Genomic DNA, 25,719 nt, shown 5'->3' with positions numbered 1-25,719 from the left:
ATCGATGGTAGGCGCTGCCGTCAGGACCCGCGTGGCGTGCCCCGACACGGCCGGGCCAGTATCGGACCGTGACCGCACCCGACGGCCGTCCCCGTGTGACGGTGATCATGCCCGTCCGCAACGAGTCCGCGTTCATCGGCCGCAGCCTGGGCGCCGTGCTGGCCCAGGACTACCCGGCCGAGCTGATGGAGGTCCTCGTCGCCGACGGCATGTCCGACGACGACACCCGCGAGGCCGTCGCGGCCCTCGCGCACGCGCATCCCGCACACACCGTCGAGATCGTGGACAACCCCGGCCGCATCGTCCCGACCGGCTTCAACGCCGCCCTGGAGCGCGCGAAGGGCGACGTCATCGTCCGCGTCGACGGCCACTGCGTCATCGCGCCGGACTACGTCACCCAGTGCATCGCCGCGCTGGCCGCCTCCGGCGCGGACAACGTCGGCGGGCGGATGGAGGCGGTCGGGTCCGGGAGGGTCGCGCAGGCCGTGGCGCTCGCCACGTCCTCACCGTTCGGGGTGGGCGACTCGCTGTTCCACTACGCCACCGGCGAGCACTGGGTGGACTCGGTGTTCCTCGGCGCCTGGCCCCGCGAGGTGTTCGACCGCATCGGCCCGTTCGACCCCGAGCTCGTCCGCAACCAGGACGACGAGTTCAACTACCGGCTGCGCAGCCACGGCGGCCGGATCCTGCTCACCGACGCGATCCGCTCCGAGTACTACAACCGCGGCTCGCTCACGAAGCTCTTCAGCCAGTACCGCCAGTACGGCTGGTGGAAGGTGCGGGTGCTGCAGAAGCACCCGAGGCAGATGAGCGCGCGCCACTTCGCCCCGCCCGCGTTCGTCGCGGGCCTGGTCGGCGGGGCCCTCCTGGCCCCGTTCAGCCGCACCGCGCGGCGGCTCTGGCTGGCCGGGATCGGCGCGTGGCTCGCGGGAGCGCTGGGCGTGTCGGTGCGGATCGCCGCCCGCGACGGCTGGCGGCACCTGCCCGTGCTGCCGGTCGTGTTCGCGGCCGTGCACGTCGGCTACGGGGCGGGGTTCCTGGGGGGCCTCGTGAAGTTCGCGCGGCGGTGGCGCGCCACGGATCGGTAGCGTCGGTGGGGTGCTCCGCCCCCTGGTCCGGACGTCCTCGCCCGCGCTGATCCCACGCGGGGTGCGCCGACGCGCGCTGGCGGTCGCGCTCGCGGCAGGAGCGGTGTTCCTGGTGCTCGCGGCCCGCTACGCCGGTGGTTCGGACCCCCGCTGGTTCGACGACCACGCCCGCGACGTCCTCACCGACGTCACACCGCGCAGCCGAGCCCTGCGGATGCTGCTCGAGCTCGGCAGCCCCGCCTCGGTGGTGACGATCGCGGTCGTCGTGGCCCTGCTGTGCCTGTGGATGCGGCGGCCGCGCGCCGCGGCGCTCGCGCTGCTCGGCCCCGGGATCACCGGCCTGGTGACCACCTTCACGAAGCCGCTGATCGGGCGCACGCTGCGCGGCGAGTACGCCTATCCCAGCGGGCACACCGGCGGGGCCACGTCCACGGCGCTGGTGCTCGCGATCCTCGCCGTGCTGGTGCTGCGGCCGGACCCGCGGCGGGCGCTCGCGATCGTGCTGGCCGTCGGGGCCGCGGCGGCGGCCATGTTCGCGGTGCTGGTGGTGGTCGCGAACTGGCACTACGCCACGGACGCGATCGGCGGGGCGTGCGTGGCCCTCGCCGCGGTGCTCGGCACCGCGCTGGCGATCGACGCCGTCGCGGACCGGTGGACCGGGCGCGCGCCCGATCCGCCGGGTCCGGGCGCGGGACCCGCTAGTTTGCCAGGTACAGCGCCGGGTAGAGGGCGTCCAGCTTCCTGAACTCGGCCTCCCAGTTGTAGCGCTCCTGGATGGCGCGCCTGCCGTTCGCGCCGAGACGGCGCGCCTCGTCGGGGTCCTTGAGCAGGGCCTCGACGGCCGCGGCGGCGGCGAGCGGGTCGAGGGGGTCGACCGTGACGCCGCAGTCCGCGTCCCCGACCAGCCGCACCCACAGCGGGAAGTCCGAGGCCACGACGGGCACCCCGCAGGCCATGTACTCGAACATCTTGGTCGAGTAGGAGTCCAGGTAGTTGCTGATCGGGTGGTCGATGACGATCCCGCAGACGGAGTCGCGGATCGCCTCGATGGCGCGCTCGTGGGTGACGCCGCCGAGGAACTCGATGCGCTGCCACCCCTCATGGGCGCGCGCGTCGCGCTCGACCGCCGCGTCGTCGAACCACCCGGCGACGATCGCCCTCGCCCCGGCGGGCAGGGCGGCCACCACCTGCGGCATCTCCCGCGCACCTTGCACCGCCTTGAGGCCGCCGACGTAGGAGAACGCGTAGGCCCGCTCCTCCACCGGCTTGGGCTCGGGGCGCTGCGCGATCTCGACGTGGGGGAAGTTCTGCACGACGACCGTCTTCTCCGGCGGGAACTTCTCGGCGATCGACGGCGTCGCGGCGACGATGGCCGAGAACATCCGCCCGGCGACCCACTCGGCGGCACGCACGCCGGCGGCGAGCACGCCCCGGGCGGGCTTGGGGATCCACCACTTGTTCATGACCTGCAGCGGAACGTCCTCGTGGACGTCGTAGACGACCTTGTGCCCGAGCACGGTGAGCAGGATGCCGACCCAGATGAGCTCGGGATCGTGGAAATGACAGATGTCGGCACGCTCGCGGCGGGCGGCGCGGAACACCCGCCAGGCGACGCGGGTGGCGCGGTCGATGCGGTGGCGCGGCAGGCCCACGCCGATGATGCGCACGCCCGCGACGGGCTCGTGCGGCGGCTGCCCCGCGATGAGCGCGACGTCGTGGCCCGCCTCGACGAGGCTCGCGCACTCGCGGCGCAGGATGCGGGTGTCCTCGACGCGGTGCACGGAGGTCAGATGGCGGATCCTGGGACGGCGGGTCCGGGGGTCGTTCACGGACGTGGTGCTCCCCTTCACTCGATGTCGATCACCTGAGGTGGTCGCACAGCTCCGCTCACCTCATCCAGTGAGCCGTTGCCCCATTGTGCCCGCCCCCACTCGGGGAATCGCGTACGGTCGGTGCTGTGCCGGCTCGGACCGGCGCCGACCGGCGCCCCCTGTTCGCTCGCGCGCCCATCGTCGTGCTCGTGGTGCTGGCCTACATCGGGGTCCTGCACTACGCGTACGTGAACCACATCGCACCGCTGTTCAGCTACCTGCAGTACGCCTACCGCGACCCGGACCCCGTCTACTACGGCATCGCGATCGGCGTCACCGTGCTGCTCGCGCTGCTGCTGCCGCGCGAGATCCGCCGCCCGTCGCACATGATCGCGTGGCTGCTGTACCTCGTCGCGGTGCTGCCCGGGATCATCGTGCCCCAGATGGCGCCCGCGCTGGACCGGCCCGAGGCGTTCCGGCTGGGCATGTGGGTCGGCGGCTGCTTCCTGCTGGTGGTGCTCCTGGGCACCCGCCGCACCCTGCGCGGCTTCATCCCGCTGGCGCCGATGACCGCGGCCAACTGGTGGCGGCTCATCGGTGCGTTCTGGGTGGGGCTCAACCTGATCGTGCTGGCCTACGCCGGGGTCAAGTGGTCGCTGCCGTCGTTCGAGGACGTCTACAGCGTGCGCGGCGAGTTTCGCGCCACCGAGTCCTCCGATCCGGCGCTGGCCTACGTCGTCCCGATGCTGGACAAGATCATCAACCCGCTGCTGATCCTGCGCGGGCTGGTGTGGAAGCGCTGGCTCGCCCTCGCCGCGGGCGTCCTCGGCCAGCTGTACCTGTACTCGCTGCAGGGCAACAAGACGGCCGTCCTCGCGCCCGTCGCGCTGCTCGCCGCGTACTTCTTCCTCAAGCGCCGCCACCCCGTCGGGCCCACCATCCTCGGCGCGGGCGTCCTCGGCTCGATCGTGATCATGACGATCGACCTGTGGCAGCACTCCAACGACCTCACGTCGCTGTTCATCCGCCGCGTGCTCGTGACGCCGGGCATCGTGCTGATGGGGTACGTGCAGACGTTCGACCCCATCCCGAAGGCCAAGCTCGGCTACTCGATCCTGTCCGACTTCTTCCCGTACCCGTACCAGAAGGAGCCGCCGGACCTGGTCGGGGCGGAGTTCTTCGACAACCCCTTCACCCACGCCAACGCGAGCTGGCTCGCCGACGGCTACGCCAACTTCGGCTACGCCGGGATGCTCGGCGCCACGATCATCCTCGTCCTGCTGCTCTGGGCGATCGACGACGCCACCCGCGGGCTGGACCGGGTGTTCTCCTGCCTGATCTTCGTGATGCCGGGGCTGGCGCTGGCCGAGTCCGCGATCCTCACGGCGATCCTCACCCACGGCTTCTTCTTCGCGATCGTGCTCTGCGCCCTCGCCCCCCGCGCGGGGCCCGTCGACGAGAACGGGCAGCCCGAGCGAGAGCACCCGGCCGATCCCGATCCACCGGACCCGGCCGCCCCGGAGGTGGCCCGAGCACGCACAGGGGAACTCACCCATGTCTGACGCACGACCCGATCCCCACCCCGATCGGCGCAGGGTCGTCTTCGTCGGCGGCCTCGACGACGGCCGCCGCACCGTGGAGGTCCTGCTCGCGCACCCGGGCGTCGACCTCGTCGGGGTCTTCGTCCTCGACGACGAGGCCGGCGCCGGGGTGTCCGGCTTCCGCACGTTCGACGATCTCGCGTCGCCCCCGGTGCTGCGAAGGATCCGGCGCGTCCGCGACCACGTGGACGAGATCCGCGCGCTCGCCCCGGACGTGGTGTTCGTCGTCGGGTTCTCCCAGATCATCCCGCAGGCGCTGCTCGACGTCCCACCCGGCGGTGTGATCGGCTTCCACTCGGCCGTGCTGCCCGGGCGCCGCGGCGCGTCACCGCTGATCTGGGCCGTCGTGGACGGCCTCACCGAGACCGGCGTGACCATGTTCTACATGGACGCGGGCATCGACACCGGCGACGTGATCGGCACCCGCTCGTTCCCGATCGCCCCGGACGACTACGCCGCCGACGTCCTGCGCAAGGCCGACGACGCCACGATCGCGCTGCTGCGCGAGCACCTGGACGGCGTCCTGGACGGGACGGCACCGCGGATCAGCCAGGAGGGCCCTGGCAGACCCGAGTCCACCTACACCCGCCGCCGGGGCCCGGCGGACGGCGAGATCGACTGGTCGAAGCCTGCTCACGAGATCGTCGACCTGGTGCGCGCGCTCGCCCCGCCCTACCCGGTGGCGCACACGTTCGGCGGGGACGGCGTGCCGATCCTCGTCGAGCGCGCCCGGGCCGTCCCGGGGCTGGAGCTGCCGCCGCCGCGGTACCTGTCCGACGACCCCATGCGCAAGCGCGTGCTGTGCGTCGTCGCCCATCCCGACGACGAGGTGCTCGGCGTCGGGGGCACGCTCGCGCTGCACGCCGAGGCGGGCAGCGACGTCACGGTGCTGATCATGAGCGAGGGCGAGCAGGAGAAGCTGTCGGAGACCCCCCGCTGCGCCACCCGCCGCGACTGCGCACTCGCCGCCGCCGAGGAGATGGGGGTGGCGCGGGTGCTGTTCCACGACTTCCCGGACCAGCGCCTGGAGTCCGTGCCGTTCATCGAGCTCATCAAGGCCGTCGAGGCCGCGATCGACGAGCACTCGCCGACGGTCGTCTACACCCACCACGGCGGCGACGCGAACACCGACCACCAGGTGGTGTTCAAGGCCGTCTACGCGGCCCTGCGCCCGATGACGCGGCTGGGCGCCACGGTGGAGCGCTTCCTCACCTTCGAGACGCCGTCGTCGACCGACCAGGCGCCGCAGGTCGGCGACTACGTCTTCAACCCGACGACGTTCGTCGATGTCGAGCCCGTGTGGGACCGCAAGGTCAAGGCGCTGGAGTGCTATCCCACCGAGATGATCGGCGGGCGGCACCCGCGCAGCTTCTCCTACATCGAGGCGCTCGCGCGGGTGCGCGCCGGCCACGCGGGCTACCTGCTCGCCGAGGCGTTCGTGTCGGTGCGCGAACGCCTCGGGCGGCCGTCGCCCCGGGCCTCCCGGCCCTAGGCACACCCACTCGGGCGTGGCGGCACCCCGCCGGGCAGGCGGCCGACCAGCCGCGCGGCACCGCGCCGCACCTCGCGCCGGGCCCTCCGCACCCCGCGCCGGGCGGCGAAGACCGCCCTGGCCCGGGGCCGCGCCCGCGTCACGAAGAAGTACGGCACCTGCCGGGCGCCGAAGGAGCGGTTGACGCGCTCGACCGGCTCGATCATCGAGCCGAGGAAGTCGAAGTGCTGCGACGTCTGCGACGCCAGCCGGATCGCCTCCCACACCACCAGGCTGTTGACGCCGCTGGAGCGGAACTCGGGGTCGGTGCCGCCGTAGAGCAGGTAGGTCGTGGTGGCGTCGCGCACGAGGTAGAGCGCGGACTGCACGCGGCCCTTGGCGTCCGACGCCGTCACGATCTCGCGGGCACCGCGGGCGCGGCAGGCGGCGTCCAGGCGCCGCGCGAGGTCGTCGCCGAACGACACCCCGAGGCCCTGGCGCTCGAACAGGCGATGATTGATCCGCAGCACCTCCTCCAGGACGAGCTCGGACTCCAGGTCCGTGCGGACCTCCACGCCCTTGGCCGCGCGCTTGACCCGGCTGCGGACGTTGCCGCCGAGCTCGGACCACAGCCGGTCGGGGTCGCTCAGGTCGTCGATGCGGTAGGTGTAGCGCACCGTGGACTCGAAGCCCGCCCAGTAGAAGGGCAGCCAGTTCGTGACGGCGGGCGCGAAGTTGCCGCGGTACACGTCGTGCGGGGGCAACCCGTCGATCAGCTCCCCCATGAGCTCGCGCTCGACGCCGAGCCGCTTCTCGTACTTGCCCTCCGACGGCCGCAGCCAGGGCCCGACGAACCGGGTGAGCGGAGCCTGGGTGAGCACGGTGAGCCCGAGCTTCTGCTTGCGCACGTACGGCAGCCGGGCCACGACCTCGCCCTGGCGCTCCACGACCGTCGCGCCCCAGCGGCCGGGCGCGACGGCCTCGAGCCACCAGGGCTGTTCGAACGGGGTGTGGGACGGGCAGCGCCCGCCCCGGTCCACCGGGCGCTCCGTGTCCGTGTCCGCGTCCCGGTCCGCCTCGTCGCCAGCGCCCCGATCGGCACCGCCCGTCGCCGCCACCCGCTCGTCCACGCCACCGTTGCGCATCGCTCGTACCCCCCGATGGTGTGTCGACCCGATCACGCTGGGTGTTACCACCATATCGGCCCCGGGCTCCATCCCGGGCAGGGACCTCGCGTCGACCTGAACGGTCGCTGAACGGCTCGTCGCCGAATCCGCCCGTGTCATCCGAGACGTCATCCGAGGTGGCGCACCTCGTGGTTGCCGTAGCGCGGGTTGCCCGCGGCGTCGGCGAAGATCCCGTTCTGCACCGCGGCGACGAGCGCGCCCACGGAGGCCTGCACGGTGTTGTCGACGCGGAACCCGAGCCGGTCGGCGATCTTGTCGAACGAGACGCGGTAGTTGCGCGGGTCCGTATCGCCGTCGCGGTAGGCCACCCGCGGGCTCGTGAGGTGCTTGGCGACCTCGTCGACGATCATCCGCTTGGTGAACTGCTGGGTGTTGTCACCGACGTTGAACACCTCGCCGCGCACCCGCTCCTCCCCGGCGGCGAGCACCGTCATGACGGCCTTGGCGATGTCGCGCACGTGTGTGTAGGGCCGCCACGTGTCGGCGTCGTAGACGAGCAGCTCCCCGCCGGCGGCGAGCTCGCGGGTGAACTGGGAGACGGTGAGGTCGAAGCGCATCCGCGCCGACATCCCGTACGCCGTGGCGATCCGCAGCACCGTCGCCGACGCGTCGAGCGACGGCGCCGCGGCCAGCAGGTGCTCCTCGACCTCGATCTTCGTCCGCGCGTAGAGCGACTGCGGGTTCAGCGCGCTGGTCTCGGTGGCGAGCGAGCCCGAGTCGTGGATGCCGTAGTTGCTGCACGTGGAGGTGAACACGAACCGGCGCACGCCCAGGCGGTCCAGCGCGTCGATGATCCTCCTCGCGCCGTCCGCGTTGACCTCGCTGGCCAGCTCCGGGTACTTCGCGCAGATCGGGTCGCCGACCAGCGAGGCCAGCAGCACGACGTCGTCGGTGCCCGCCGCGGCGGCGGCCACGACCCGCTCGTCGCGCAGGTCGCCGCGGGTGAAGGTGATGCCGTCGCGGTCGAGCAGGTGGTGCAGCGCGAAGTCGTTGTCGTAGATCAGCTGGTCCAGCACGTGGACGCGGGCGCCCGCGTCCAGCAGCCGGGCGACCAGCACGGAGCCGACGTAGCCGGCCCCACCGATCACGAGCACGCGTCGCCCGGCCAGGTCGACGGTGGGGGTCATGGGGAGTCCTCTCGTGGGATGGCGAGCGCCTCGGCGAGGGTGCGGACGACGCGGTCGACGTCCGCGGGCGCCAGCAGAGGGTGCAGGGGCAGGGTGAGCTCGGCCGCCGCGAAGGCTTCGGTGTGCGGCAGGGTGAGCGCACCGGCGCGGCGGTAGACGTCGAACTCGTGGATCGGCGGGTAGTGCATCGACGACTGGACCCGCGCCTCGCGCAGGAAGGCCATCACGGCGCGGCGGTCCGTACCCGGCGGCAGCAGGACGGGCAGGATGTGCGCGGTCGTCGGGTGGTCGGCGGCGAACGGCACGCGCACGCCGGGCAGCTCGGCCGCGAGCACCTCCCGGTAGCGCGCGGTGAGCGCGCGCCGGGCGTCGTTCCAGCCGGGCAGCCGCGCGAGCTGCACCAGGCCGAGCGCGCCGCGCAGCTCGTCCATGCGGAAGTTGTGCCCCACGTCCACGACGTCGTAGCCGACGGCGCGGCCCCGGTCGCGGTCCAGCGTGCTGGTGGTCATCCCGTGCGAGCGCATCCGCCGGACCCGCTCGCGGCGCTCGCCGTCCCCGACGATCACCATCCCGCCCTCGGCGGTGGTCATGTTCTTGTTGGTGAAGAAGCTGTACGCCGCGGCATGGCTCGCCACCCCGGTGCGGCCGGTGAGCCCGGCCGCGTGCGCGGCGTCCTCGATCAGCACGAGCCCGTGCCGGTCGGCGAACGCCCGCCAGGCCGGGACGTCCATCGCGTAGCCGCCGTAGTGCATGACGATCACCGCCCGGGTGCGGCCGGTGACCCGTGCCCGCGCGTCGGCGAGCGACATGTGCGGGCGGTCCGCCGCCTCGAGGTCGACGAACACCGGCGTGGCCCCGACATGGTGCACGACGTTGGCGGTGGCGACGAAGCTCATCGACGGCACGAGCACCTCGTCGCCCGGACCGACGTCGTGCGCCGCGAGCGACAGCAGCAGCGCCGCCGTGGCCGAGCCGACGGCGACGGCGTCCTCGACCCCGTGCAGGGCCGCGAACTCGCGCTCGAAGCGGCGCACGCGCTCGCCCATCGTGAGCCAGCCCGAGTCGATCACCTCGGCGAGCGCGGCCTTCTCGGGCTCGCCCAGCACCGGGGCCCCCAGCTCGACGAGCGGCAGCGGCACGGTGGGTGCCGCGGGGCTCACTCCGCCGCGGGCAGCGACGACGCCGCCCGCTCCTGGGCCTTGCGCAGGTCCTCGATCCGACCGATGTCGACCCACACGCCGCGGTGCTCGTAGACGTGCACCGGCGCGTCGCGCTCCAGCATCACGCGCATGAGGTCGTCGAAGTTGAACGACCCCGACGGCGGGATGTGCTCGAAGATCGACGGGTCCATGAGGTAGATGCCGGTGCTCACCGAGAACTGCTCGGTGGGCTTCTCCCGGAAGGTCGTCACGCGGCCGTCCGAGTGGTCCAGCACCCCGTAGGCGATCTTGACGTCCTGGTGGGTGACGACGACCGTCAGCGGCGCACCGCTGTGCTCGTGCTCGCTCACGACGTCGCCGAGCGCCACGTCGGAGTACACGTCGGAGTTCGACACGAAGAACGGCTCGACGAGGCGGTCGCGCAGCGCGTTGAGCGGGCCGATGGTGCCCAGCGGCTCGTCCTCGGTGATGTACTCGATCTCCAGGCCCCACCGGCTGCCGTCACCGCAGTAGCTGCGGATCAGCGGCCCGAACCGGCTGACGGTGATGAACACCCGCTTGACCCCGGCCTCGCTGAACATGTCGAGGAGCTTGTCGATCACCGTCTGCTCGTCGATGGGCATCAGCGCCTTCGGCAAGACCGTCGAATATGGGCTGAGCCGGGTTCCCCGCCCGCCCGCCTGAATGACCGCAGTGAGTTCGGCCACGCTGCCCTCCCGCAACGAAAGCATTGTTCGTCATTGATGACGGAGTCCGGCCACCCGACGTTACACATCTGGCCCGAAGGCCGCCGGATGGACCATTCCGGCCGGGCGGGCACGGCCATTCGGGAACGTGGCACGATAGGTGCCGAAGACGGCGACGACGGAGGGAACAGGTGCGTTCACTGCGCGTTCCCGCGGCGTTGCGGGGAGTGGCGAGCATCGTCACCGGAAGCGTCGCCGGGCAGGCGATCGTGATCCTTTCCTACCCGCTGCTCACGCGGATCTACGATCCCGCGGACTTCGGGCTGCTCACAGTCTTCACCTCCGTGGTCGGCATCGTCGCGGTGGCCTCCACGGCCACGCTCGAGGCGGCCGTGCCGCTCCCGGTGGAGGACCGCGACGCCGCCGCCGTGGCCTGGGCCGCCCTCGCGTCCGTGGTGCTCGTCTCGCTGCTCACCGCGGCCGTCGGGCTCGTGGCGGCCGAGCCGCTCGCCCAGCTCCTGGGGGTGCCCGCCCTCGCGGACCACTGGTGGCTCGTCGTGCTGACGATCGCCGCGATCGGCGCCTACCTGGTGTTCTCCGAGTGGATGGTGCGCGACCGCAGCTACGGCGCCCTCGCCCGGCGCAACCTGCTGCAGGGGGTCGGCCAGGTCGGCACCCAGCTCGGGTTCGGCGTCGCCGGCGCCGGGGGCACCGGGCTGCTGCTCGGCCTCGGGGTCGGGCGGGTGGCGGCGATGGGCGGGTTGCTCTCGCACAACGGCCTGCTGCGCCAGCAGCGGCCCACGCTCGCCCGGCTGCGTGCCGCGGTGTCACGCTACCGCCGGTTCCCCCTGCTCGCGATGCCGTCGGCGCTGCTCAACTCGGCGGGGCTCGAAGTGCCGTTGCTGCTGGTCGCGGCCCTGTACGGAGACGTGAGCGCCGGCCTGCTCGGCCTGACGGTGCGGGTCATCTCCGGGCCGACGGCGATCATCGGCCAGGCGGTCATGCAGGTGTTCACCGGCGAGTCCAGCGGTGCGCTGCGCGAGTCGAAGGGCGATCTCGGGCGCACCGTCCGCACCGCGGTGCGGCGCCTGCTGCTCGCCGGCGCGGTTCCAGCAGTGCTGCTGCTCGTGGCCGGGCCGTGGCTGTTCGCAGTCGTGTTCGGCCCGGAGTGGCGCGAGTCCGGCGAGTACGCGCGGCTGCTGGCGCTGGCCTACCTCGGCCAGTGCGCGGTGATGCCGGTGTCCTCGACGCTGTTCCTGCTCGAGCAGCAGCACCGCGAGCTCGGCTGGGTCGTGCTGCGGCTCGTACTCACCACGGGCGGGCCGCTGCTGTGCGGGCTGCTCGGCGCGCCGGTGAGCGTGGCGATCGCCACCCTCGCCGCCGGGCACGTCGTGGCGTACGCGGTCCTGTACCGCTTCTGTGTGAAGGCCGCCGATGCGTCGGACCGCGAGCTGCGCTCCTCCTCCTTGCCCCCTGACGAGTGATAGTGGGCCATCTGCTGCCGATCTACAGTCACCCTCCGCCAGGAGCACCCCCGCTCGACGGCTCACATCGGCCAAACGGGCTGATCAGTAGCATGGCGAAGGAGTACCTGTGGTACCGACGTTGCGGCAGCGGTTCGCAGGTTCAGGACGGAGTGTCATGAGGTACCGGCGCGCGATCGTGGCCACCGTGCTCCCACTCCTGCTCGCCACCCAGGCCTGCAGCAGCGACGGACCGCGCGTACCCACCGTCTACACCCCGCCCCCCGTGCCCGCGCCGCCCGCGGCGTCGCTCGTCGTCGCCCCGAACGGCGACGACGAGGCCCCCGGCACCGCCGCCGCGCCCCTGCGCACGATCGGCGCCGCGTCCGAGCGCGCGGAGCCCGGGATGACGATCCTCGTCCGCAACGGCACCTACAACGGCGACGTCCAGACCAAGGCCTCCGGCACCGCCGACGAGCGCATCGTCTACGTCGCCGAGTCACTGGACACGCGCATCGTCGGCGCGGGCGACAACGTCGGGGCGTGGGAGAACGACGGCGACTACGTCGACATCGTCGGCTTCGACATCAGCGGCGAGAACGCCGACGGGCTGTGGAGCAAGGGCTCGCACGTGCGGCTCATGCAGAACCGCGTGCACGACATCCCCGGCAACTGCATCTACACCGCCAACGACGACTACAGCCTCACCGACATCGACGTGCTCGGCAACGTCGCGTACAAGTGCGGGGAGGACGATCTCGACCACGCCATCTACATCAGCCACCAGCGCGGCGTCGTGGCGAACAACATCGCCTACGACAGCACCGGGTTCGGCATCCAGTGCTGGCACGCGTGTGACGAGGTCACGATCTCCAACAATCTCGTCTTCCACAACGAGCAGGGCGGCATCGTGATCGGTGGGGCGAACGACGACGACCGGCCCGTGGACAATTCACTGGTGGCGAACAACCTCGTGGTCGGCAACGGCCGCGATGGTATCCGTGAGGGCGGTGACTCCGGCCCGAACAACCGTTTCGACAACAATCTCCTCTGGGACAACGAAAGGGATCGGATTCTCCTGTCGACGGGGCGCGAGAGCGACACCGTCGTCGCCGATCCGGAGTTCGTCGACTACCAGCAGGACGGTTCGGGCGACTACCACCTCCAGCCGGGGAGCCCCGCGGTCGACACCGGCACCTCGGACCTCGCGCCGCCGGTGGCCATCGACCTGACGCCGCGCCCGCAGGGCCGCGGGTTCGACATCGGGCCCTACGAGCGCTAGGAGGGACGCCCCCCTCCCAGCCGCACCACCGTGACCCCTGGCCACCGGGCCGGGTCGAGGATCGCCCGGCCGTCGAGAAGGGTCGCGACGCCCGGCAGGTCCGCGGGCGTGAGGTCGCGGTACTGCGGGTGGTCCGCCTGCACCACCGCGGCGTCGACCGGGCGGCCGGGAAGGTCACCGTGCGGCTCCAGCCCCAGCGCGGCGAGCTCCGTCGGGGAGAACAGCGGGTCCGACACCGTCGGCAGAGCCCCTCGCGCCCGCAGCGCGTCCACCACCGCGAACACCCCGGAGAACGCCGTCTCCTTCACCCCGCCGCGGTAGCACGCGCCGAGCACCAGCACGGACGCGCCCGTGAGGTCGCCGTGCACGCGCTCCAGCAGCTCGACGCTGCGCCGCGGCATGTCCGCGTTCGCCGCCCGCGCCGCGCGCACCACCGTCGCGTCCGGATCGCCCGCGAGGTAGAACCACGGGTAGACCGGGATGCAGTGCCCGCCGACCGCGATGCCCGGCTGGTGCAGGTGGCTGAACGGCTGGGAGTTGCAGGCCGCCGCGATCTCGCGGAAGTCCACGCCGATCGAGTCGGCGTACAGCGCGAACTGGTTGGCCAGCCCGATGTTGACGTCGCGGTAGGTGGTCTCGGCGAGCTTCGCGAACTCGGCGGCCTCGGCCGAGCCGAGGTCCCACACCCCGTTGGGGCGGTCGAGGTCGGGGCGCTCGTCGAACTCCAGCCCCTCGGCGTAGAACGCGGCGGCCCGCAGGCCGCTCTCGGCGTCGACCCCGCCGACCAGCTTCGGGTAGTGCGCGAGGTCGCGGAACACCCGCCCCGACGACACCCGCTCGGGGGAGAACGCGAGGAAGAAGTCGACGCCCGGCGTGAGCCCGCTGATCTCGGTGAGGCGCGCGCCGATCCGGCCCCGGGTCGTGCCGACCGGCAGCGTCGTCTCGAACGTGACGAGCGTGCCCGGCCGCAGGCCGCGGCCGATCGCGGCGGTGGCGGCGTCGATCGCGGCGAAGTCCGGCTCGCTCGCGTCGTTCACGTACAGCGGCACGACGACCACGACGACGTCGCTGGCCGCGACCGCGGCCGCCGTGTCCGCCGTGGCCTCGAACACCCCGGCGTCGACGGCCCGGGCGAGCCGCTCCGCGAGCCCCGGCTCGCCGGGGAACGGGGCTCGCGCGTCCCGCACGGCGGCGAGCACGCGCTCCTCGATGTCCACGCCGACGACGTGGTGGCCGCGCCCCGCGAACTGCATCGCGAGCGGCAGCCCGATCTTGCCGAGCCCGACGACGGCGACCTTCACCGGGCCACCCCCGCGGCGACGTCCATCGCCGACCGCTGCGCCGGGAGCGGCGCCGGGACCTCGACGGTGCGCCCGGCCGAGGCGGACTCGGCCAGCAGCTCGGCGACCTTCACCGTGCGCAACGCCTCCGTCATCGTCACGGTGTCCCCGGGGGTGCCCCGCACGGCCGCCACGAACCCCGACAGCTCGGTGACCAGCGGCTCGGGCTTCGGGAACGCGTAGCGCGTCACGTCGCCCTCGGTGACGCCCCGGAACGACGCCACCCGCGCCCATTCCACCGTCTGGGTGCCGTTGGCGAAGAAGGTGAGGTCGGCGCTCACGGTGTCCGCGACGAGGCAGCCCTTCTCCCCGGTCACCGCGGTGATCCGCTCCTTAAGCGGCGAGAGCCAGTTCACCAGGTGCGTGACGACCACGCCGTTCTCGAGCGTGCCGACGGCGCTGACCAGGTCCTCGTGCTCCCGGCCGCTGCGGTGCGCGGTGCGCGCCGACACCGACGTGTACAGCGAACCCGCGACCCACCTCGTGAGGTCGATGTCGTGGGTGGCGAGGTCGAGGATCACCCCGGCGTCGGCGATCCGGGCCGGGAAGGGGCCCTGGCGGCGGGTGACGATCTGGTAGACCTCGCCGAGCTGGCCCTCGGCCAGGCGGCGGCGCAGCTCGCGCAGCGCCGGGTTGAACCGCTCGATGTGCCCGACGCAGCCGACGACGCCGTTGCGCTCGAACGCCTCGACCAGCTTCTGCGCGGCCTTCGAGTCGTGCGCGAGCGGCTTCTCGATCAGGGTCGGCACCCCGGCCTCGGCCAGCTGCAGGCCGATCTCCTCGTGCGTGACCGTCGGCGTCGCGACGACGCACAGGTCCAGCCCGCGGTCGAGCAGCTCCGGGACGGAGCCGACCACGTCCACGGTCACGCTCCCGCGGCCGGGCGCCTCGGCGCTCGGGTCGGCGGCCGCGACCAGCTCGACATCGGGCAGCTGCCCGAGCACACGGGCGTGATGTCTGCCCATGTGCCCGAGCCCGATCAGCCCCGCACGCAGCGGTGCAGTCATGTCCCCTCCTCCTGGGTGGCGCGCTGCGGGATGTCCGGCACGCCGTGGTCCGTCCCGCGGACGCCGGTCACGCGGCCGCGGATCTCTTCGCCTCGTCGACGGCGGCGGCGACGGCCGCGGCCACCCGGTCCAGGCCGCCGGCGGGCACCGCCGGGTGCGCCGGGAGCGACAGCACCTGCGCCGCCGCCCGCGCGGTGTTCGGCAGGTCCAGCTCCAGCCCGTAGGCGGGGAGCCGGTGGATCGGTGTGGGGTAGTAGACGGCCGACGGGATCCCCGCCGCGGTGAGCGCGGCCTGCACGGCGTCGCGGTGCGGTACCCGGACCGTGTACTGGTGCCACACCGGCTCCGCGCCGTCGGCGACCGCGGGCACGACGATCCCGGTGCCGCCTGCGCTGCCGTCGATCCGCGACAGCAGCCCCGACAGGTACGCCGCGTTCGCGCGCCGCACCTCGGTCCACCCCGCGAGCCGGCGCAGCTGCGCGCGCCCGATCGCGGCGTGCAGGTCCGTCATCCGCAGGTTGAACCCGACGATCTCGTTGGCGTAGCGGCGCTCCATGCCCTGGTTGCGCAGCAGCCGCACCGTCCGGGCCGCGGCCTCGTCGGCGAGCACGACCATGCCGCCCTCGCCGCTGGTCATGTTCTTGGTCGGGTAGAAGCTGAACGCCGCCATCGCGCCCAGCGCCCCGACGGGCCGGCCGTCGAGCCGCGCGAGGTGCGCCTGGGCGGCGTCCTCCACCAGCGCGACCCCGTGCTTCGCGGCGATCTCCTGCAGCCGCCCCATCGCCGCGGGATGCCCGTAGAGGTGCACCGCCATCACCGCGGCCGTCCGCGGCCCGATCGCGGCCTGCACCGCGTCCGGGTCCAGGCAGAAGTGGTCGGCCTCGATGTCGGCGAACACCGGGGTGGCGCCCGTGAGCGCCACCGCGTTCGCGGTGGCCGCGAAGCTGAACGACGGGACGACGACCTCGTCGCCCGGCCCGACGCCCAGCGCCAGGAGACCCAGGTGCAGCGCGCTCGTGCCGGAGTTCACCGCCACGCACGGCCGCCCGTCCACCGTCTCGGCGAACTCGCTCTCGAAGGCCGCCACCTCGGGGCCCTGCGCCAGCATCCCCGACTTCAGGACCCGCTCCACCGCGGCGCGCTCGTCGTCTCCGAGCTGCAGGCCGCTGGCGGGGATCGCCTCGTGCTCGTACTCAGGTCGCGAGCTCAAGCCCGTCCCTCTCCTCCCGGTATCGCTCCCCCGTGCGCGGGCAACGCCAGCCGCCCTCGCCGTCGGGCTGCAGCCGCACCCCCGCGCGGCCCACCCAACCGATCTGGCGCGCCGGGACGCCGACGACCAGCGCGTGGTCGGGCACGTCCGCCACGACGACGGCACCCGCGCCGACGGTCGCCCACCGGCCCACGGTCACCGGCGCGACGCACACGGACCGGGCCCCCAGCGACGCGCCCTCGCGGACGGTGACGCCGACCTGCTCCCAGTCGTCGCGGCCCTTCGGCGTGCCGTCCGGGGCGACCGCGCGCGGGTGCTGGTCGTTGGTCAGCACCGCCGCGGGCCCGACGAACACGCCGTCCGCGAGCTCCGCCGGCTCGTACACCAGCGCGTAGTTCTGGATCTTGACATGGTCGCCGACCCGGACGTCCGAGCCGACGTAGGCGCCCCGGCCGACCACGCAGGAGCGGCCGAGGGAGGCCCCCTCGCGCACCTGCGCGAGGTGCCACACCGACGAGCCCGCGCCGATGCGCGCCGTCGGATCGACGTCCGCGCTCGCCGCGACGCGCACGTCCGAGGCGGGCAGGGCGGTCATGTGAGCAGGCCCCGGAAGGTCCGCGCGATGATCGCCAGATCGTGACGCAGGCTCCACCGGCGCACGTAGTCCAGCTCGATCGACAGCTTCTCGGGCAGCACCTCGTCGAGGTAGAACCGCTCGACGTCGGTCGGGTTCGCCCGCGCGATGTAGGACTGCTCGTTGCCGAACCGCAGGTAGGAGGCCGAGGTCATGCCCGGGCGCACCAGCAGCACCTGCAGCTGCTCGGCGGTGAAGTGGCGCAGGTAGCGCGGGTCCTCGGGACGCGGCCCGACCACGCTCATGTCACCCTTCAGCACGTTGATCATCTGCGGCAGCTCGTCGAGCTTGGTCGCCCGCAGGAACCGGCCGACCTTCGTGATCCGCGAGTCACCGGCCGTGGTGACCCGCGGGCCCGAAGCGGCCCCGGCCATGCCGGAGAACTTGTACATCGCGAACGGGCGGCCGTTGCGGCCCAGCCGCGGCGCGCGGTAGATCACCTCGTCCGAGCCGCTCAGCGCGACCAGCACGGTGAGCAGGACCAGCACCGGCAGCAGCACCGGCAGCGCGAGCAGGCAGAGCATCACGTCGAACACCCGCTTGGCGCGGTTGTGCGCCACCGCGCGGATGGCGTCGAACCGCCGCGGCTCGGCCTCCTGCCGCGTCGAGCCTGCGCCGACCAGCTCGGTCAGCGGCGGCACGACCCGCACCTCCACGCCGACCTTGGCCGCCGCGGCCTGCAGCCGCCGCGTCACCGGCGCGTCGGGCGCGCGGCCCGCGACCACGAGCAGGTCGGCCTCCTCCAGCCGGGCCACCGTGGCGACGTCGTCCGCGCGGCCGCGGACGGGCACGCCGCGCACCCGGCGGTTCACCAGGCCCGGGTTGTCGTCGAGCAGCGCCACCGGCCGGTAGCGGCGGGCGGGGTCGGCGAGCATCGACGCCAGCACCTGCTGGCCCAGCTCGTCGGCACCGAACACCACCACGCGGCGCGCGGTGTCGGCCGGTGGGGTCTCGTCCCGGCTGAGGCGGAAGAACAGGCGCGCCCCGACCGCGAGCACCAGCGCGATCGGCAGGGCGATGAGCGGCACCGCCCACGGCGCGGCCGCGTCCAGCACGCCGACGACGAACGCGCTCGCACCCGCGATGGCGAACGTCACCGCGACGTTCGCGGTGTCCTCGGGACTGCCCACGCCGTAGCGCCCCACGTACAGCTCGCGCAGGCCGCCTGCCAGCAGCAACGCGGCGACGGCGACGGTTGCGACGACGCCGAGCGGGAGCAGCGATGCGGCATCCAGCGCGCGCTCGCCGTTCAGCACCGCGCCGCAGGCGACCGCCGCGATCCAGGCCGTGACGTCGCAGCTCACGAGGATCGCCCGCCGCGCCCCGCGGGACACCGTGCGGCACCGTCGCGGCGCCCCGAGCGGTGTCGCCGTGATCTCCTGCGCAGCGATCGGCGAGACCGCCTGCACGGGCACCGTGGCGGACACCGCGGAGTCGAACGCGGCCGGTCCGGCCGTCGACACGGCGGTCGACACCGCCGTCGACATCGCCGGTACGGCCGTCGGCATCGGCACGGCGACGGGCACCGACGCAACGGCCGGCTCCCGCATCCCCGGTACAGCCGCCCATCCGGCGCGTGGCGCCTCCCGCCCGACGATCTCCTGGACGGGCCGGATCCGCTCCGCGCTCGGCGCCTCCATCGCGTTCACCCTGCTCCCGGCCCAGCCGGAAGCCCCCCGTTCGGGGTCGGGTGCCAGGTCCATATCCCCTCCCGCTCGCACCGTCTCGCTGACCCAACCTGCCCCGTCTGCTTATCGGCCGGTATGACGGGCTCGTTACACAGTGCTTCGATCGCATCTCGTTACCCCCCACACATGTGAATTTGATCCACACTGATGGCGGGTATCGCTCGGCAAAAGATCACTGTTCGTCGACAATGGACGCTCGGACCGGTGATCCACGAGAGTGTGACGCAGCGCGGGTGCACGAGCGGCCGACCTCTGGAAGCCTGGGGCACGGATCGTCCCGCCGCGCTCCCCCCGAGCGCCGCGCACACCGAGGGGAACCCCATGTTCGCTCGCCGCATCGCGGTCGTCGGAACCGGCTACGTCGGTCTCACCACCGGCGCGTGCCTCGCCTCCCTCGGCCACACCGTGGTGTGCGCCGACATCGACGAGGCCAAGGTCGCGCGCCTGTCACACGGCGAGGTGGACGTCCTCGAACCCGGCCTCGGAAAGCTCGTCTCCGAGGGCCTCGCCGCCGGGCGCCTGTCGTTCGTCGTCGGCGCACCGGCCGCGCTCCAGGGCCCCGCCGGGCCTGCCGAGGTCGTGTTCCTGTGCCTGCCCACCCCGATGGGCGTGGGCGGGGTCGCCGATCTCTCCGCGGTACAGGCCGTCGTGGAGGAGATCCGCACGGCGCTCGCGTCGCACTGCGTCGTGGTCAACAAGTCGACCGTCCCGGTCGGCACGGCACAACGCACCACCGAACTCATCGGACGCAACGACGTCGCCGTCGTGAGCAACCCCGAATTCCTCCGCGAAGGCTCCGCCGTCCGCGACTTCCTCAACCCCGACCGCATCGTCGTCGGCAGCAACACCCAAGACGCCGCCGAACGCGTCGCCGCCCTCTACGCCCGCCTCGGCGCACCCACCGTACTCACCGACGCCGCCAGCGCCGAACTCGTCAAATACGCCGCCAACTGCTTCCTCGCCATGAAACTCTCCTACGTCAACGCCCTCGCCGAACTCTGCGAACGCGTCGGCGCCGACATCGGCGACGTCACCGAAGGCATGGGCTACGACCAACGCATCGGCCAATCCTTCCTCCGCCCCGGCCCCGGCTGGGGCGGCTCCTGCCTCCCCAAAGACACCCACGCCCTCCTCCAGGTCGCCGACTCCGCCGACTTCGAGTTCCGACTCCTCCGCGCCGCCATCGAAACCAACATCCGCCAACGCCAACGCATGGTCGACAAGATCCGCGTCGCCGTCACCGGCTCCCGCACCGGATCACTCTCACGCACACGCCTGGGCCTACTCGGCCTCACCTTCAAAGCCGGCACCGACGACCTGCGCGACTCCCCCTCCCTCGCCGTCGCCGCCCTACTCCGCCAAGCAGGCGCCGAACTCGTCGGCTACGACCCCGCGGTGCCGGCCGGGTCGTCCGCCCCCGAGCTGGCCGGGATGACGGTCGTCGACGATCCCGCGCTCGTCGCCAAGGGCGCGGACGCCCTCGTCCTGCTCACCGAGTGGCCCGAGTTCCGCACCCTGGACTGGCCGGGGCTCGCCGGGCTCGTCGGGCAGCAGATCGTCGTCGACACCCGCAACCTCCTCGACGCGGACGTCCTGCGCCGCGCGGGCTTCGCATTCCACTCACTCGGGCGTCGCTGATCCACTACTAAAAGTAACAATTCACGTCAAACGACGGGTTCGGTTCACCCTTAGTGGGGCCACCCTGGCGACACTCGACCCGTGAGGCCCACAATGGGTATTGCAGCGGGTGTTGCAGCCTCACGAAGGAGTGACGTGGACATCGCTCTCGCCGTCCTCGGTGCCGTCGCGCTCTGGTGCGCGGTCGCCCTGGGCGTTGCCGTGGTCGTCGGGCGGATGTGCGCCCGGCGGGACGGTCAGGTGAGCGTGCGCGACGATGCCCACGGGCCCCCGCCGCGCACCACCGACGGCGACCCGTCGACGCACAGCCACCGACCCGGCGCCTGATCCCCGGCGTCCTCGGACGACTTCTCGATTCCTGACCAGGTGTTTCGCGCGTCAGGCCCGGACCGTGAGCCCCACCCGCTGGAACTCCTTGAGGTCGGAGTAGCCCGACTTGGCCATCGCCCGCCGCAGCGCGCCGAACAGGTTCACGTTCCCGTACGGGGAGGTGGACGGGCCGAAGAGCAGGGTCTCGAGGTCGCGCTCGCCGGGCCCGAACCCGGAGACGTCCGAGCGCGGCAGCGAGGGGTGCGCGGCGGCGGAGGTCCAGTACAGCCCCTGGCCGGGGGCGTCCGCGGCATCGGCGAGCTGCTCACCCAGCATGACGGCGTCCGCACCGCACGCGATGGCCTTCGCGATGTCCCCGGAGCCCGCCATGCCGCCGTCCGCGATCACGTGGACGTAGCGCCCGCCGGTCTCGTCGAGGTAGTCCCGCCGGGCCGCCGCAGCGTCCACGATCGCGGTGGCCATCGGGACGCCGATGCCGAGGACGTCGTCGGTGGTGGTGGCCGAGGACTGCCCGTACCCGACGATCACGCCCGCCGCGCCGGTGCGCATGAGGTGCATCGCCGTGCGGTAGTCCCCGACGCCGCCCGCGACCACCGGGACGTCGAGCGAGGTGATGAACTCCTTGAGGTTCAGCGGCTCACCCGGCGAGACGTGCTCGGCAGAGATGATCGTGCCCTGCACGACGAGGATCTCCACACCGGCGGCGAGCAGCGTGGGGGTGACCTCCCGGGCCCGCTGCGGGCTCACCCGCGCGGCGACGGTGACGCCTGCGTCGCGCACCGTGCGCACGGCCTCGGTGAGCAGGTCCGGCTGGATCGGGGCGGCGTGCAGCGCCTGCAACGTGCGCACCGCGGCCGTGGGGTCGTCGTCCGCCGCGGCCTCGACGATCCGCTCCAGCGCGGCCGCCGGGTCCGCGTGCCGGGCCCACAGGCCCTCGGCGTTCAGGACGGCGAGGCCGCCGAGCTTGCCGATCGCGGTCGCGCTCGCCGGCGACACGACCGCGTCCGTCGGGTGCGTCACGAGCGGGATCTCGAACCGGTAGGCGTCGAGCTGCCAGGCGATGGAGACCTCCTGGGAGCTGCGCGTGCGCCGCGACGGCACGATCTGGACCTGCGTGAGGTCGTAGGAGCGACGGGCCTCCCGGCCCATCCCGATCTCGACGGCGTCCCGCACGGGGAGCCAGCGTAGCCCTGCCGATCAGCGGCTACCGCGCGGCGTAGTTCGGCGCTTCCACGGTCATCGTGATGTCGTGGGGATGGCTCTCCTTGAGCCCGGCGGCCGTGATCCGCACCAGCTGCGCCTTCTGCAGCCGGGCGATCGTGGCCGATCCCGTGTAGCCCATCCCCGAGCGCAGCCCGCCGACGAGCTGGTGGACCACCTGCTGCAGGGGCCCGCGAAACGGGATGCGGCCCTCGATGCCCTCGGGGACGAGCTTGTCCTCGCTCAGCACGTCGTCCTGGCCGTAGCGGTCCTTCGAGTAGGACTGCACGTCCCCGCGGGACTGCATCGCGCCGAGCGAGCCCATGCCGCGGTAGGTCTTGTACTGCTTGCCGCCGACGAAGATGACGTCGCCGGGCGACTCCATGGTGCCGGCCAGCAGGCTGCCCAGCATGACGCTCGACGCGCCCGCGGCGATGGCTTTCGCGATGTCGCCCGAGTACTGGATGCCGCCGTCGCCGATCACCGGCACGCCCGCAGCCGCGCACGCCTGCGCCGCGTCGTAGATCGCCGTGATCTGCGGGGCGCCCACGCCGGCGACGACCCGCGTGGTGCAGATCGAGCCCGGCCCCACGCCCACCTTCACCGCGTCCACTCCGGCCTCGACCAGGGCCGCGGCGCCCGCCCGGGTGGCCACGTTCCCGCCGACGACGTCGACGTTGCCGCCGACCTGCGCCTTGAGCTTGGCGACCGTCTCCAGCACGCGCCGCGAGTGCCCGTGCGCGGTGTCGACCATCAGCACGTCCGCCCCGGCCTCGACCAGCGTCATCGCCCGCGTGTACGCGTCCTCCCCCACCCCGATGGCGGCGGCGACGACCAGCCGTCCGTCCGGGTCCTTCGTGGCGAGAGGGTACTTCTCCGTCTTGTTGAAGTCCTTGATCGTGATGAGCCCGCGCAGGTGGCCGGCGCCGTCGACGATCGGGAGCTTCTCCAGCTTGTGCCGGCGCAACAGGCCCAGCGCCGCCTCCGCCGTGACGCCGACCCGGGCCGTGATCAGCGGCGCCGGCGTCATCACCTCGCGGACGGTGCGCGTGTGGTCCATCTCGAAACGCATGTCGCGGTTCGTGATGATCCCGACCAGGCAGCCGTCGGCGTCGGTGACCGGAACCCCGGAGATGCGGAAGCGGGCGCAGAGCGCGTCCACGTCGGCGAGGGTGTCCTCCGGCGAGCAGGTGACCGGGTCGGTGACCATCCCCGCCTCGGAGCGCTTCACGACCTCCACCTGCGCGGCCTGGGCGTCCACGGCGAGGTTGCGGTGCAGCACGCCCAGCCCGCCCGCACGCGCCATCGCGATCGCCATCCGCGACTCGGTGACGGTGTCCATCGGCGAGGACACGAGCGGCACCCGCAGCTGCACCCGGCGGCTGAGCCAGGTGGACGTGTCGACAGCTCCCGGCACGACATCCGACTCGGCCGGCAGCAGCAGCACGTCGTCGAACGTCAGGCCGAGCATCGCGAACTTGGGAGGAAAGGTGACGTCGAGGTCGGTTGAGCTCATCACAGCGTCTGGTGCTCCTCGCCCGGCTCGGCGATGCGCGGTCACGCGTTCGACCGACGCGATCGGACGGCGCGGTGGCCGCCTGCGTGTCATCGTATCCGGGCGCCCCCGGAGGTGAGTTCGGTCGTGTGACGGACGCGTCCCGACCCGCCCACCGGGTCCACGACCGGGCGCCGCCGAGCTGTCCACAGGTGCGCGCGGGACCGGGCCCGACGGGCTGCGGGCGAGTATCGTCGCCGGTGTGTCCCCCGATGCGCTGCCGCCCGACCCGTTCGCAGGCGACCCGACGGATCCGGCGCTGTCGATGGACGACGCCGGCGACCTCGATGCCCTGAGCCCTGCCGAGCGCGAGGAAGTCGTCGCCGATCTCGCGGATCTCGCCGTGTACCAGGCGTTGCTGGAAGGCCGCGGCGTGCGCGGCATCGTGGTGGACTGCGGAGACTGCGGAGACCAGCACTTCCACGAGTGGAGCCTGTTGCGCGCGAGCCTGCAGCAACTCCTGGACGAGGGGCAGATGCGCCCGCACGAGCCCGCGTTCGACCCGGACCCCGCGACCTACGTCACGTGGGAGTACTGCCGCGGGTACGCCGACGCCGTGCTCTCCGACAGCTGAGCTCGCCCACGGCTGAGCGCACGAACTCGCCCGACGCGACACGGCCCCGGTCCTCGTGGACCGGGGCCGTGTCGTGCTGCGCGGCTGCTCAGGAGGTGGGCTCTCCGGACGGGGTGGCCGTTCCGGTGGCCGACATGCTCGCGCCCGAGATGCCCGTTCCGGGCTTCTTCGTGCGTGACGACTGCGCGGTCGAGGGTGGCTTCGTCGGGTCGTCGCCCGACGTGGTCGCCGGCGGCTCGTGCGTCGTCGGCGCGGGCCGATCCGCCGCCGACGAGGGCGACGGCGCCGACGTGTGCGTCGACGGCTCCGGCTCCGCCTGCGTGGGTTCCTTCGTCGGTTGCGGCGGGCGCGCCGGCTCCGAGGGCGGCGAGCTGGACGTCTGCTCGCCCTGGCCCGGCGGCGGGGTCTCCGCTGCCCGCGGATCCGGCTGCGACGTCGTCGGCTCCGGCTCGGGCTTCGACGTGCCCGGGGCGCCCGTCGTGGACGGGTCGGGTTCCCCGGTGCCGGGCCGGTCGCTCGGGTCGCCGGGGCGTTCCTGGGCGGGCTCCGTGGGCTCGGACGATTCCGAGGCCGCCGACGAGGGGTTCTCGGACGGATCCGGCGACTGCGACGACGACGAGGCCGACCCGCTCGGCTCGCTCGCCGCGCTCCCGCCGGAGGGGTTGTCCTTGTCCTCCTCCTCGACGACCGTGGGCACGCCCTGCTCGGAGTCGTTCACGACGACCTGGAGCTTGTGCAGCTTCTGCTCCACCTCGCCCCGGCCGTGCTCGGCGAGCACAGACTCCGCCGCCACCTGGCCTTCCGCCAGCGCGACCTCGGCACCGGCCTTGTCGCCCTGGGCGAGGGCCTCCCGTGCGCGTTCCCGGGAGTGGTGGACGACGTCCAGGGCCTCGTAGGACCGCGCCTCCTCGGCGTAGAGCACCTTGGAGATCGGGAACAGGGTGTCGCCGGGACGCGTGTCGTGCGCGGCGATCGAGACGCCTGTGATGGCGACGACGATCAGCGCGGCGGCGCTGGCCACCGGGACGAGATGCCGCATCCGCGTGCTGGGGCGGCGCGCGGCGGGGCGGCTTCCGGCGAGAACGGCGTCCACCGCGGTGTCCAGGTCGATCTGCGGGATCGGCTCGGACTCGACGTCCGCCTTCCACGCGGCGAGCATCGCCGCCACGTGGTCGTCGGCGTCGTAGCCGTGCACGCCGGGGGCGGTGACCGCGAGGCCCGCAGACAGCGCGTTGATCAGCTCGTCGTCCGCCTGCACGGCGACGAGGTCGAGCGGCTCACGGACGTCGTCCAGCGGCACGGGGTCGGTGCCCATGCCCTCGGGCTCGTGACCGTTGGCGCGGTTGTCGGCACCATCGGCGTGGCCATCGTCGCGACGACCGAAGGGATGGTCGCGCGGGTCGTCGGGCACCTAGACCACCTCCTCGGGCATGCACCTGCGCAGGCGGGCGAGCGCCCGGTGCTGCGCGACCCGGACCGCTCCGGGCGTGGATCCCACCGCTTCCGCGGTCTCCTCGGCAGACAGACCGACGACCACCCTCAGGACGAGTATCTCTCGTTGCTTCTCGGGGAGCGTGTCGAGCAGCCGGGACATCTCAGCGGACATCTCCACCCGGAGGGCGCGCTGTTCGGGTCCGTCGGCCATCTCCATGGAGTCCGGCACGTCG

General features: G+C 72.8%; 23 protein-coding genes. 9 read left to right on the top strand and 14 right to left on the bottom strand.

Annotated features, from left to right (window positions below):
* Positions 1–68 precede the first annotated feature (68 nt).
* Both AB7J25_RS13510 and AB7J25_RS13505 read left to right on the top strand, forming a co-directional pair.
* Complete coding sequence (locus AB7J25_RS13510) at positions 69–1,088, top strand: glycosyltransferase family 2 protein (RefSeq protein WP_428508771.1); 1,020 nt, start codon at positions 69–71, stop codon at positions 1,086–1,088.
* A 10-nt stretch (positions 1,089–1,098) separates the two neighbouring features.
* On the top strand, positions 1,099–1,833 hold the full coding sequence (locus tag AB7J25_RS13505) for a phosphatase PAP2 family protein (protein ID WP_428508769.1): 735 nt from the start codon (positions 1,099–1,101) through the stop codon (positions 1,831–1,833).
* Here AB7J25_RS13505 and AB7J25_RS13500 read toward each other — a convergent pair.
* Positions 1,787–2,917 (bottom strand): glycosyltransferase, encoded by a 1,131-nt coding sequence (locus AB7J25_RS13500; RefSeq protein ID WP_428508767.1) that lies wholly within the window; start codon positions 2,915–2,917, stop codon positions 1,787–1,789. The genes AB7J25_RS13505 and AB7J25_RS13500 overlap by 47 nt on opposite strands.
* 128 nt (positions 2,918–3,045) lie before the next feature.
* On the opposite strand from AB7J25_RS13500, the gene AB7J25_RS13495 reads away from it, so the two are divergent.
* Complete coding sequence (locus AB7J25_RS13495) at positions 3,046–4,461, top strand: hypothetical protein (protein ID WP_428508765.1); 1,416 nt, start codon at positions 3,046–3,048, stop codon at positions 4,459–4,461.
* The gene (locus tag AB7J25_RS13490) at positions 4,454–5,992 is read left to right on the top strand and encodes a PIG-L family deacetylase (protein ID WP_428508763.1); all 1,539 of its coding nucleotides are present in this window, start codon (positions 4,454–4,456) and stop codon (positions 5,990–5,992) included. The genes AB7J25_RS13495 and AB7J25_RS13490 overlap by 8 nt, the downstream gene beginning before the upstream one ends.
* Here the strand turns inward: AB7J25_RS13490 and AB7J25_RS13485 are convergent.
* The 4 genes from AB7J25_RS13485 to AB7J25_RS13470 all read right to left on the bottom strand — a co-directional run bounded on the left by AB7J25_RS13485 (position 5,989) and on the right by AB7J25_RS13470 (position 10,176).
* Positions 5,989–7,116, bottom strand: a complete 1,128-nt coding sequence (locus AB7J25_RS13485) for a GNAT family N-acetyltransferase (protein WP_428508761.1) — start codon at positions 7,114–7,116, stop codon at positions 5,989–5,991. The two genes, AB7J25_RS13490 and AB7J25_RS13485, sit on opposite strands and share 4 nt — an antisense overlap.
* Before the next feature lie 149 nt (positions 7,117–7,265).
* The gene (locus tag AB7J25_RS13480) at positions 7,266–8,285 is read right to left on the bottom strand and encodes an NAD-dependent epimerase/dehydratase family protein (RefSeq protein WP_428508759.1); all 1,020 of its coding nucleotides are present in this window, start codon (positions 8,283–8,285) and stop codon (positions 7,266–7,268) included.
* Positions 8,282–9,445 carry a DegT/DnrJ/EryC1/StrS family aminotransferase gene (locus AB7J25_RS13475; RefSeq protein WP_428508757.1) on the bottom strand — a complete coding sequence of 388 codons (1,164 nt, stop codon included), beginning with the start codon at positions 9,443–9,445 and terminating at the stop codon, positions 8,282–8,284. Before AB7J25_RS13475 ends, AB7J25_RS13480 begins: the two co-directional genes overlap by 4 nt.
* Positions 9,442–10,176, bottom strand: coding sequence for a nucleotidyltransferase family protein (locus AB7J25_RS13470; protein WP_428508755.1), 735 nt, complete (start codon positions 10,174–10,176; stop codon positions 9,442–9,444). The genes AB7J25_RS13475 and AB7J25_RS13470 overlap by 4 nt, the downstream gene beginning before the upstream one ends.
* Before the next feature lie 146 nt (positions 10,177–10,322).
* Here AB7J25_RS13470 and AB7J25_RS13465 point away from each other — a divergent pair, with 146 nt between their 5' ends.
* Both AB7J25_RS13465 and AB7J25_RS13460 read left to right on the top strand, forming a co-directional pair.
* Entirely contained in the window at positions 10,323–11,615 is a 1,293-nt protein-coding gene (locus AB7J25_RS13465; protein WP_428508753.1) for a lipopolysaccharide biosynthesis protein, read from the top strand.
* A 157-nt stretch (positions 11,616–11,772) separates the two neighbouring features.
* Entirely contained in the window at positions 11,773–12,876 is a 1,104-nt protein-coding gene (locus AB7J25_RS13460; protein WP_428508751.1) for a NosD domain-containing protein, read from the top strand.
* On the opposite strand, the gene AB7J25_RS13455 is transcribed toward AB7J25_RS13460, so the two are convergent.
* From AB7J25_RS13455 to AB7J25_RS13435, 5 genes are all read right to left on the bottom strand, one after another.
* Positions 12,873–14,177 (bottom strand): nucleotide sugar dehydrogenase, encoded by a 1,305-nt coding sequence (locus AB7J25_RS13455; protein ID WP_428508749.1) that lies wholly within the window; start codon positions 14,175–14,177, stop codon positions 12,873–12,875. The two genes, AB7J25_RS13460 and AB7J25_RS13455, sit on opposite strands and share 4 nt — an antisense overlap.
* Entirely contained in the window at positions 14,174–15,223 is a 1,050-nt protein-coding gene (locus AB7J25_RS13450; RefSeq protein ID WP_428508747.1) for a Gfo/Idh/MocA family protein, read from the bottom strand. Before AB7J25_RS13450 ends, AB7J25_RS13455 begins: the two co-directional genes overlap by 4 nt.
* 67 nt (positions 15,224–15,290) lie before the next feature.
* On the bottom strand, positions 15,291–16,433 hold the full coding sequence (locus tag AB7J25_RS13445; protein WP_428508745.1) for a DegT/DnrJ/EryC1/StrS family aminotransferase: 1,143 nt from the start codon (positions 16,431–16,433) through the stop codon (positions 15,291–15,293).
* Entirely contained in the window at positions 16,417–17,028 is a 612-nt protein-coding gene (locus AB7J25_RS13440; RefSeq protein ID WP_428508743.1) for an acyltransferase, read from the bottom strand. The genes AB7J25_RS13445 and AB7J25_RS13440 overlap by 17 nt, the downstream gene beginning before the upstream one ends.
* Positions 17,025–18,707 (bottom strand): sugar transferase, encoded by a 1,683-nt coding sequence (locus tag AB7J25_RS13435; protein WP_428508741.1) that lies wholly within the window; start codon positions 18,705–18,707, stop codon positions 17,025–17,027. Before AB7J25_RS13435 ends, AB7J25_RS13440 begins: the two co-directional genes overlap by 4 nt.
* 369 nt (positions 18,708–19,076) lie before the next feature.
* Here AB7J25_RS13435 and AB7J25_RS13430 point away from each other — a divergent pair, with 369 nt between their 5' ends.
* Positions 19,077–20,393 (top strand): UDP-glucose dehydrogenase family protein, encoded by a 1,317-nt coding sequence (locus tag AB7J25_RS13430; RefSeq protein ID WP_428508739.1) that lies wholly within the window; start codon positions 19,077–19,079, stop codon positions 20,391–20,393.
* Positions 20,394–20,528: 135 nt separating this feature from the next.
* A complete protein-coding gene (locus tag AB7J25_RS13425; protein WP_428508737.1) occupies positions 20,529–20,720 on the top strand; it encodes a hypothetical protein in 192 nt (63 codons plus the stop codon).
* Between the two features lie 51 nt (positions 20,721–20,771).
* Here AB7J25_RS13425 and AB7J25_RS13420 read toward each other — a convergent pair whose 3' ends face one another.
* On the bottom strand, positions 20,772–21,896 hold the full coding sequence (locus tag AB7J25_RS13420; RefSeq protein WP_428508735.1) for a GuaB3 family IMP dehydrogenase-related protein: 1,125 nt from the start codon (positions 21,894–21,896) through the stop codon (positions 20,772–20,774).
* 31 nt (positions 21,897–21,927) lie between these two features.
* Entirely contained in the window at positions 21,928–23,439 is a 1,512-nt protein-coding gene (gene guaB / locus AB7J25_RS13415) for an IMP dehydrogenase (RefSeq protein ID WP_428508733.1), read from the bottom strand.
* A gap of 241 nt (positions 23,440–23,680) precedes the next feature.
* Here guaB and AB7J25_RS13410 point away from each other — a divergent pair, with 241 nt between their 5' ends.
* Complete coding sequence (locus AB7J25_RS13410) at positions 23,681–24,052, top strand: DUF5319 domain-containing protein (protein WP_428508731.1); 372 nt, start codon at positions 23,681–23,683, stop codon at positions 24,050–24,052.
* A gap of 88 nt (positions 24,053–24,140) precedes the next feature.
* Here AB7J25_RS13410 and AB7J25_RS13405 read toward each other — a convergent pair whose 3' ends face one another.
* Both AB7J25_RS13405 and AB7J25_RS13400 read right to left on the bottom strand, forming a co-directional pair.
* Complete coding sequence (locus AB7J25_RS13405; protein ID WP_428508729.1) at positions 24,141–25,463, bottom strand: anti-sigma-D factor RsdA; 1,323 nt, start codon at positions 25,461–25,463, stop codon at positions 24,141–24,143.
* The coding region (locus AB7J25_RS13400) for a sigma-70 family RNA polymerase sigma factor (protein ID WP_428508727.1) at positions 25,464–25,719 on the bottom strand (256 nt) is incomplete at its 5' end.

This window comes from Pseudonocardia sp. (assembly GCF_050246655.1).
GTDB lineage: Bacteria > Actinomycetota > Actinomycetes > Mycobacteriales > Pseudonocardiaceae > Pseudonocardia.
The sequence above is the reverse complement of the archived record's forward strand: the minus strand, read 5'-3'. Positions and strand labels throughout refer to the sequence as shown.